Genomic DNA, 8,647 nt, shown 5'->3' with positions numbered 1-8,647 from the left:
CACCAAATAAATATTACCATGACTCAAATATAGTGATTTGAACTTCAGAATAATCTATCTTGAGTCATGTGTCTGCTAAATAGTTGACAAGTTTCAGATTTTACTTGCTTAACACGCACATGCTCCTTATAATAAGTGGCGTTTGATTTTGGTTATAAAGGTAATACCTGTAGGGTAAACGATTCACGGATAAAAGTATCAGAAGCATGCTAAATTATCCTAATGTTGTAAGGCTATAGGAATACTGATGACCAAGCCTGCTAAACGCACGCAAAAAGATAAGATTGGCATCTATATCAAACGCCAAGCATGGATATTATTTATTCTCATAATTATTGCTTGGGTCATAGATGCTGTTTGGTTGCATAGTGAGCTTACCGTAACAAAAAGTGCCGCTCTCGGTGCGTTACTTAGCTTTTCTAGCCAATCTATATTTGCTGGGTTTATTTTTTGGTATACTGGATATCGCGCGCGCCAACATATTGTTAGCCAGCTATATCGAGGACAGATGGCCAAGTGGCTATTAGCCATGTTGGGTTTCGCACTAATTTTTATTACCGTACAACCCCTATCTGCGCCTGCGCTGTTTATCGGTTTTATGGTAATGCAAATTAGTCACAGTTGGATGTTGTGGTATATACGTTAGTGTTAACTATAGATATAGTTATATGATTAATATTTTTATGAAAGCCACCCTGCCGTCCAACTTCTCTATGACTAGTTCTAAAATGTCAAAACATAAAAGTCTGTCTTAAGACAGTGCTAGCGATCGTAAAATTTTTGTATAATTATTCGAAATGAACGTAGTGTGTCAAAATATAGTGATAGGGTAGAGCAGATTAAGTTACTGTTATTATTTATCAAAACTATTTTTGCAAATAGATTGCAGATAGATTATAGACACAAAGTTATGTTAGAAAATATTAACAGTAGCTAACTTATTCATACAACGAATAAAAATTTGATAATTGACTTTACACGAATACAACGCTGCATTAAGATAGACAGCTAAATATTTTGCTTATGAACGCTATACAAGGCGTTAGTCGTCAAAATACGACAGTAAGTGAACACATATATAATAATTTTGCGTACATATGCAAGGGCTATTACTGAATTATCATAAGCCCTTTTTTGATAGCTAAAATTCATTTGCGGCTATCAAATCCGTACATTAGTAATAGAACTATGGGTTGGATGTTATTGGTTACATGAGCGTTTTAGTGTCAGTTATTTGCTGGCTTATCAGCATGTTAGATAGCACGCTAAAACCTCATCAGATGACAACCATATTTTTGGTAGTTGATTAAATCGTTGATTAATAAGAAGCTTACATTATGGCAGCCGAGCAAACATCATCAGAATATATCTCTCACCACTTAACGAATTGGACGTATGGCTATTTGCCGGGCGAAGGTTGGAAAGTTGCCCATACTGCTGAAGAAGCAGGGGCAATGGGTTTTAATGCTATCCATCTTGATTCTATGCTTTGGTCAGTTGGTCTGGGTATTTTATTTTGTGCCATCTTTTGGATGGTTGCCAAAAAAGTCACTTCAGGCGTGCCAAGCAAAACTCAGGCAGCGATTGAATTGATCGTTGAGTTTGTTGATAACAACGTTCGTGATTCGTACAGTGGTACTTCAAAATTGATTGCGCCACTAGCGTTGACCATTTTTGTGTGGATCTTCTTAATGAACTTGATGGATTTAATACCCGTTGACTTCATTCCAGGTCTTGCAGGACAAGTTGGTGCTGCAATGGGTCATGATCCTCATCACGTGTTCTTCAAGATTGTTCCAACAACCGATCCTAATATCACGCTTGGCATGTCATTTTCTGTCTTTGCATTGATTATATTTTATAGTATTAAAGAAAAAGGTCTTGGCGGATTTATAGGTGAGTTAACACTACACCCATTTGGTGCCAAAAACCCAATTATCCAAGCTATTTTAATCCCCATCAACTTCATTTTAGAAGCTGTTACTTTGATTGCTAAGCCAGTATCACTTGGTTTGCGTCTATTCGGTAATATGTATGCTGGGGAATTGATTTTTATACTGATTGCTCTAATGCCGTTTTGGATTCAATGGGCGTTATCGGTACCGTGGGCTATCTTCCACATCTTAGTTATTACACTTCAAGCGTTCGTATTTATGATGCTGACGATAGTTTACATGTCGCTTGCATCATCAACTGAACATTAATTAGACATTATTCAATAGGTAAATGAGGATACATCAATGGATCCAGTATTAGGTGGTTACACAGTTATCGCAGTAGCGCTACTTATCGGTCTTGGCGCACTTGGCACAGGTATTGGTTTTGCTATTCTAGGTGGCAAGTTCTTAGAAGGTGTTGCGCGTCAGCCAGAACTTGGCTCACAATTGCAAACTCGTATGTTCATCGTAGCAGGTCTTCTTGATGCTATTCCGATGATCGGTGTTGGTATTGCTATGCTATTGTTATTCGCTAACCCTCTAGCAGGTTAATCCGAAAGCTCAGTTGTAAATGTTTGGTATTCGGAAGTTTTCTATCAAATATAGTCAAGATTTGACTGCCAAACATGATCAATGAAACTGATTTTTCATTAACAAAGAGGTGATCACGTGAATATCAATTTTACACTCGTCGGTCAAGCCATTGCTTTTGCAATATTTGTGGTTTTTTGCATGAAATTCGTGTGGCCACCACTTATCGGCGCCATTAATGAGCGTCAGCGTAAAATTGCTGAAGGCTTGAGTGCCGCAGAAAAAGCAAAAGCAGATTTAGCGACCGCGGAGCAAGATGTCCAGCAGGAGCTTGATCTTGCAAAGACTAAAGCTGCTGCTCTAATTGAGCAAGCAAACAAGAGTGCCAATCAGCTTGTCGAAGATGCAAAAATGCAAGCCCAAACGGAAGCCGAGCGCATTCGTCAACAGGCGCAAGCGTCTATCGACCAAGAAATCAATCAAGCACGTGAGTCATTACGTGCTCAAGTTGCTGAACTGGCTGTGCTTGGTGCAGAAAAGATTTTGCAAGACAAAGTCGATGTGCAAAAACATGCCAGTATGCTAGACCAACTGGCGGCGAAGCTGTAACTGTGAGGATATAATGGCTGACTTATCAACCTTAGCACGACCCTACGCTAGAGCCGCGTTTGACTATGCCAATGAAAACGGGGCTGTAGATGAGTGGGAGAATTTCTTGTTTATCGCCAGTACAGTTGTCAATGACAAAGCTTTTCGTACTTGGCTAGAAAATCCAGCTGTTACGGCTGAGCATAAGTCAGCTGCTTTGGTTGATCTTTATGACTCACAAGTAGCTGGTGATAATGGTTCTGCTTTTAAACAGCTATTAGGTGAGAGCAAAGGCTCTCGTTATGGCAATAATATTAGCTATCCTAAAGTATCACCAGCGCTCACTAATTTTATTAAGCAGCTGGCAGATCAAGAGCGTCTAGCGCTGCTTCCTGAAGTTTATGAGCATTATCGTCATCACAAGGCCATAAGCTTAAAGCAGCTTGACGCATATGTGACTACTGCCTACCCATTGACTGACGTTCAGCGTGAAACGATTAAGATGCGCCTTGCCGAATCACTAAACGGTAGTGTCGTGATTCATGAGTCGGTCGATCCAAGTCTATTGGCAGGCGCTACGATAAAAGTCGGTGACAAAGTCATTGATGATTCGATGCGCGGCAAGTTACAACAGTTAAAAACACAGCTAACTGCCTAATGCCATTCATCAACGCAGCTCTATAATACCTGCGTGATAGTAAGAGCATTTAAGTCAGTGGGCGGGTTATCATAAATTAAAGGAAACAAGGCAATGCAACAATTGAATCCAGCGGAAATCAGTAACCTGATTAAGCAGCGTATTCAAGACCTTGATGCGGGTGCAACTGCAAAGAATGAAGGCACGATTGTCAAAGTATCTGACGGTATCGTGCAGATTCATGGTCTTGAAGATGCCATGTACGGCGAAATGATTGAGTTTGAAGGCGAAATCTATGGAATGGCTCTTAACTTAGAGCGTGATTCTGTCGGCGCGGTAGTACTTGGTGATTACCTAAAGCTGCAAGAAGGTCAAAAAGCCTATTGTACTGGTCGTATCCTTGAAGTACCAGTAGGTCCTGAGCTGCTAGGTCGTGTTGTTGACGCCTTGGGTAATCCTATTGATGGCAAAGGTCCTATCGATGCTAAGATGACTGACAAAGTCGAGAAAATCGCTCCAGGCGTTATCGATCGTCAGTCAGTAGATCAGCCAGTAATGACTGGCTATAAAGCCGTTGATACCATGATTCCAATCGGTCGTGGCCAGCGTGAGCTTATCATTGGTGACCGTCAGACTGGTAAAACAGCGATGGCTATCGATGCGATCATTGCACAGAAAGCTTCTGGCATTAAATGTGTATACGTCGCTATCGGACAGAAACGTTCGACTATCGCTAACGTAGTACGTAAGCTTGAACAAACTGGCGCACTAGAATATACCACTGTTGTGGTTGCTTCAGCATCAGAGCCTGCAGCTCTACAGTATATTGCACCATATTCAGGCTGTACGATGGGTGAATACTTCCGTGACCGCGGCGAAGATGCATTGATTGTATTTGATGATTTATCAAAGCAAGCAGTCGCTTATCGTCAGATTTCACTATTGCTACGTCGTCCGCCAGGTCGTGAAGCATATCCTGGTGACGTATTCTATTTACATTCACGTTTACTTGAGCGTGCATCACGTGTAAATGCTGACTATGTAGAAAAGTTCACTAACGGTGAAGTGAAAGGTAAAACTGGCTCTTTAACGGCGCTACCAATCATTGAGACACAAGCTGGTGACGTATCTGCATTCGTACCAACTAACGTGATTTCAATCACTGATGGTCAGATCTTCTTAGAATCTAGCCTATTCAACTCAGGTATCCGTCCGGCAGTAAATGCTGGTATCTCGGTATCTCGTGTTGGTGGTTCAGCACAGACTAAGATTATCAAAAAGCTATCTGGTGGTATTCGTACTGCGTTGGCCCAATACCGTGAATTGGCAGCATTTGCTCAGTTTGCCTCAGATCTTGATGATGCAACTCGCGAACAGCTCGATCATGGTGAGCGTGTGACTGAACTGATGAAGCAAAAGCAGTATCAGCCAATGTCTATCTCTGAGCAAGCAGCTGTTATTTATGCTTCAAATGAAGGATTCTTATCGGATGTGCCTGTTGAAAAGATTGGTTCTTTCGAAGAAGCTTACTTACGCTATATGCATGATGAGCAGAGTGAATTGATGCGTGAGATTGATGACACTGCGAACTACAACGATGATATCGCAGGTCGTTTAAAGTCAGCTCTAGAGACCTTTAAACAAAATCACAGTTATTAATTTCACGGGTTAAGCCGGATTTGGTTACGGCTATCTGTGATAGTCAATAAAAAGTGGCACATTGTCTTATTAGATACTTGCGCCACTGTTTTAACCACTAGCAGCATTAGATCGCGTAATGCACAAGATATAGAATGTTATTCTGCCAGATTAATGTCATATATCAAATGATTGTCGCTTGCGCCAATGCTTTTTAACCCTCTCATATTGGAATCATTATGGCAAGCTTAAAAGAGATACGTGCCAAAGTCACCAGTATTAAAAGCACCCAAAAAATTACTCGTGCAATGCAAATGGTTGCAGCAAGTAAAATGCGCCGTGCACAAGAGCGCATGGAAGTGGGTCGCCCGTATGCTGATAGTATGCGTCGGGTTATTTCACATTTGGTGCATGCTTCATCTGACTACAAACACCCGTATATGGTATCGCGTCCTGTCAATAAGGTTGGCTATATTGTCATTACCTCTGACCGTGGTCTAGCGGGCGGTTTGAACGTCAACTTATTTAAAGCTTTATCTAAGAGTATCCAGCAATATCAAGATCAGTCTGTACAGACTGAGTTTGCAGCTATTGGTGCTAAAGGCGTGAGTTTTTTCAAAAATTTTGGTGGTAATGTTACCTCGGCAGTGACCGATTATGGTGATAAGCCAACGTTTGAGCAAATAAACGCACCTGTTCAAGCCATGCTTGAGGATTATAGTAACGGTAATATAGATCGCATCTATGTGGTCTATAACAAATTCGTTAATGCCATGACTCAAAAGCCGACTGTCAATCAATTGGTTCCTTTACCAGAGCAGTCATTTGATGAAGACGAAAGTGGCTTACAAACAGAGCTCAGCTGGGACTATATCTATGAGCCTGATATCAAGACATTGATTGATGAATTACTTGGCCGTTATATTGAGTCGATTGTCTATCAAGCGGTAATGGAAAACATCGCTTCTGAGCAGTCGTCACGTATGGTTGCTATGAAAGCGGCTACAGATAATGCTGGTGACCTTATTAACGATTTACAGTTGGTTTATAACAAGCTGCGTCAAGCGGCGATTACCCGAGAAATCTCGGAAATCGTTGGCGGTGCTGCTGCTGTTTCATAATTGACTACACCTATATATAGAAGTTCAAGGAGAACGCAATGAGTAGCGGTCGTATTGTACAGATTATTGGCGCGGTTCTTGACGTTGAGTTCAACCGTAATGAAGTTCCTCAGATTTTTGATGCCTTGCAAGTAGATGGTACCGAAACCACCCTAGAAGTACAGCAACAGCTAGGTGATGGTATCGTACGTACTATTGCTATGGGATCAACTGAAGGCCTAAAGCGTAACCTACCTGTTACCAATACTGGTGCAGCTATTTCTGTACCAGTAGGTACAGGAACACTGGGTCGCATTATGGATGTTCTTGGTCGTCCTATTGATGAAGAAGGTCCTGTTGCAGCAGACGAGAAATGGTCTATCCACCGTGATGCGCCAAGTTATGCTGATCAGTCAAACAGCACTGAACTACTAGAGACTGGTATTAAAGTAATTGATTTACTTTGCCCGTTTGCTAAAGGTGGTAAAGTTGGTCTGTTCGGTGGTGCTGGTGTTGGTAAAACCGTTAACATGATGGAGCTGATCAATAACATCGCTCTAAAGCATGAAGGTTTGTCAGTATTTGCTGGTGTTGGTGAGCGTACTCGTGAAGGTAACGATTTCTATCATGAAATGCAAGAAGCTGGCGTTGTAAACACTGAAGACTTTAGTAAATCTAAAGTTGCGATGGTATATGGTCAGATGAATGAGCCACCGGGTAACCGTCTACGTGTTGCATTGTCTGGCTTGACTATGGCTGAATACTTCCGTGATACTAAAGATCCTGCTACTGGCAAAGGTCGTGACGTATTGCTGTTTGTTGATAACATCTACCGTTATACGCTAGCCGGTACTGAAGTATCAGCACTGCTTGGTCGTATGCCATCAGCAGTTGGTTATCAGCCGACACTTGCTGAAGAGATGGGCTTATTGCAAGAACGCATTACTTCAACTCAGTCAGGTTCTATTACTTCAGTTCAAGCGGTCTATGTACCTGCGGATGATTTGACCGATCCATCACCAGCGACAACGTTTGCTCACTTGGATGCAACGGTTGTACTAAGCCGTGATATCGCATCACAAGGTATCTATCCTGCGGTTGATCCACTAGATTCAACGTCACGTCAGCTAGATCCACAAGTAATTGGTGATGAGCATTACAATGTGGCTCGTGGTGTTCAGGAAGTTCTACAGCGTTATAAAGAGCTTAAAGACATCATCGCTATCTTGGGTATGGATGAGCTATCAGAAGAAGATAAGCTGGTTGTTTACCGTGCACGTAAGATTCAGCGTTTCTTGTCACAGCCATTCCACGTAGCAGAAGTATTCACTGGTGCACCTGGTAAATATGTTGCTCTGCGCGATACCATTGCTAGCTTCAAGGCCATCATTGCAGGTGAATACGATGACCTACCAGAACAAGCCTTCTATATGGCTGGTGGCATTGATGAAGTTGTTGCTAAAGCAGAGAAGATGAAATCTACTGCAGCGTAAAATTGTGCTAGCATTTTCTAAAAGGCAAATAGGTCATAATAAACTTATTTGCCATTAGGTTACGCATCGCAGTTTTGATTGTATTTTGATGGTAAGGAGTTAAGTATGGCAACGTTACAATGTCGCGTCGTAAGTGCTCGTGAAGAGTTGTATTCAGGCGAAATTAGCATGTTAATAGCTACGGGTACCGAAGGCGAGATTGGTGTATTGCCAGGTCACACACCGCTTATTACTTTGCTAAAACCGGGTGCGATGCGTGTGCAAACACCAAATGGTGAAGAAGAAGTGATTTATGTATCAGGTGGTGTCTTAGAAGTACAACCTAAGATGGTTACTGTATTAGCTGATACGGCCATGCGTGCACATAATCTTGACGAAAGTAAAATCGTTGAAGCACGTAAAAAAGCTGAGCAAATGCTGGTTAATCAGTCTGATACGGTACAGACAAATGCTGCTTTGGCTTCATTAGCAGAGTCTGTTGCACAGCTACAGACTATTCGTAAGTACAAAAATCGCGCTTAATTTAATATTATTTATAATTAAGAAACAGTCCATTATGGGCTGTTTTTTTATGCTTGTTATTTATCATTTGATGGTGCTTGAAATAATTGCTTTATTCAATATGGTTTTGATACAAGCAATACAAGTGTGTATAACCATGTATAGTTCAGTGAATGACTACACTGCTACAGCCTTATCTTCTTTAAAGGTATTAAATATTAC

9 protein-coding genes are annotated in these 8,647 nt (G+C 41.4%); all 9 read left to right on the top strand.

Annotated features, from left to right (window positions below):
- Positions 1 to 247 precede the first annotated feature (247 nt).
- The 9 genes from ACT3RN_RS12730 to ACT3RN_RS12690 all read left to right on the top strand — a co-directional run bounded on the left by ACT3RN_RS12730 (position 248) and on the right by ACT3RN_RS12690 (position 8,446).
- Positions 248 to 646: an ATP synthase subunit I gene (locus ACT3RN_RS12730; RefSeq protein WP_192518631.1), complete on the top strand. Its 399-nt coding sequence runs from the start codon at positions 248 to 250 to the stop codon at positions 644 to 646.
- Between the two features lie 691 nt (positions 647 to 1,337).
- Entirely contained in the window at positions 1,338 to 2,204 is an 867-nt protein-coding gene (gene atpB / locus ACT3RN_RS12725; protein ID WP_192518630.1) for a F0F1 ATP synthase subunit A, read from the top strand.
- 36 nt (positions 2,205 to 2,240) lie between these two features.
- Entirely contained in the window at positions 2,241 to 2,489 is a 249-nt protein-coding gene (atpE, locus tag ACT3RN_RS12720) for a F0F1 ATP synthase subunit C (RefSeq protein WP_010197960.1), read from the top strand.
- A gap of 117 nt (positions 2,490 to 2,606) precedes the next feature.
- The gene (locus ACT3RN_RS12715; protein WP_192518629.1) at positions 2,607 to 3,077 is read left to right on the top strand and encodes a F0F1 ATP synthase subunit B; all 471 of its coding nucleotides are present in this window, start codon (positions 2,607 to 2,609) and stop codon (positions 3,075 to 3,077) included.
- A gap of 13 nt (positions 3,078 to 3,090) precedes the next feature.
- Positions 3,091 to 3,714 carry a F0F1 ATP synthase subunit delta gene (locus tag ACT3RN_RS12710; RefSeq protein WP_192518628.1) on the top strand — a complete coding sequence of 208 codons (624 nt, stop codon included), beginning with the start codon at positions 3,091 to 3,093 and terminating at the stop codon, positions 3,712 to 3,714.
- Between the two features lie 93 nt (positions 3,715 to 3,807).
- Positions 3,808 to 5,352 carry a F0F1 ATP synthase subunit alpha gene (atpA, locus tag ACT3RN_RS12705; protein ID WP_192518627.1) on the top strand — a complete coding sequence of 515 codons (1,545 nt, stop codon included), beginning with the start codon at positions 3,808 to 3,810 and terminating at the stop codon, positions 5,350 to 5,352.
- Positions 5,353 to 5,570: 218 nt separating this feature from the next.
- Complete coding sequence (gene atpG, locus ACT3RN_RS12700) at positions 5,571 to 6,452, top strand: F0F1 ATP synthase subunit gamma (RefSeq protein ID WP_192518626.1); 882 nt, start codon at positions 5,571 to 5,573, stop codon at positions 6,450 to 6,452.
- 38 nt (positions 6,453 to 6,490) lie between these two features.
- Positions 6,491 to 7,924, top strand: a complete 1,434-nt coding sequence (gene atpD / locus ACT3RN_RS12695) for a F0F1 ATP synthase subunit beta (protein ID WP_192518625.1) — start codon at positions 6,491 to 6,493, stop codon at positions 7,922 to 7,924.
- 105 nt (positions 7,925 to 8,029) lie between these two features.
- Complete coding sequence (locus ACT3RN_RS12690) at positions 8,030 to 8,446, top strand: F0F1 ATP synthase subunit epsilon (RefSeq protein WP_021812807.1); 417 nt, start codon at positions 8,030 to 8,032, stop codon at positions 8,444 to 8,446.
- The last annotated feature ends 201 nt before the right edge of the window (positions 8,447 to 8,647 follow it).

The organism is Psychrobacter sp. AOP5-GZ1-6 (assembly GCF_052376345.1).
In the GTDB taxonomy this organism is placed as follows: domain Bacteria; phylum Pseudomonadota; class Gammaproteobacteria; order Pseudomonadales; family Moraxellaceae; genus Psychrobacter.
Note: the sequence above shows the minus strand (reverse complement) of the source record. Positions and strands in the feature narration are given on the sequence as shown.

Excerpts from the sequence above, each read along its gene's own strand:
- ACT3RN_RS12730 (WP_192518631.1), top strand. The coding sequence starts at position 248 with ATGACCAAGCCTGCTAAACGCACGCAAAAAGATAAGATTGGCATCTAT.
- atpB (WP_192518630.1), top strand. The coding sequence starts at position 1,338 with ATGGCAGCCGAGCAAACATCATCAGAATATATCTCTCACCACTTAACG.
- atpE (WP_010197960.1), top strand. The coding sequence starts at position 2,241 with ATGGATCCAGTATTAGGTGGTTACACAGTTATCGCAGTAGCGCTACTT.
- ACT3RN_RS12710 (WP_192518628.1), top strand. The coding sequence starts at position 3,091 with ATGGCTGACTTATCAACCTTAGCACGACCCTACGCTAGAGCCGCGTTT.
- atpA (WP_192518627.1), top strand. The coding sequence starts at position 3,808 with ATGCAACAATTGAATCCAGCGGAAATCAGTAACCTGATTAAGCAGCGT.
- atpG (WP_192518626.1), top strand. The coding sequence starts at position 5,571 with ATGGCAAGCTTAAAAGAGATACGTGCCAAAGTCACCAGTATTAAAAGC.
- atpD (WP_192518625.1), top strand. The coding sequence starts at position 6,491 with ATGAGTAGCGGTCGTATTGTACAGATTATTGGCGCGGTTCTTGACGTT.
- ACT3RN_RS12690 (WP_021812807.1), top strand. The coding sequence starts at position 8,030 with ATGGCAACGTTACAATGTCGCGTCGTAAGTGCTCGTGAAGAGTTGTAT.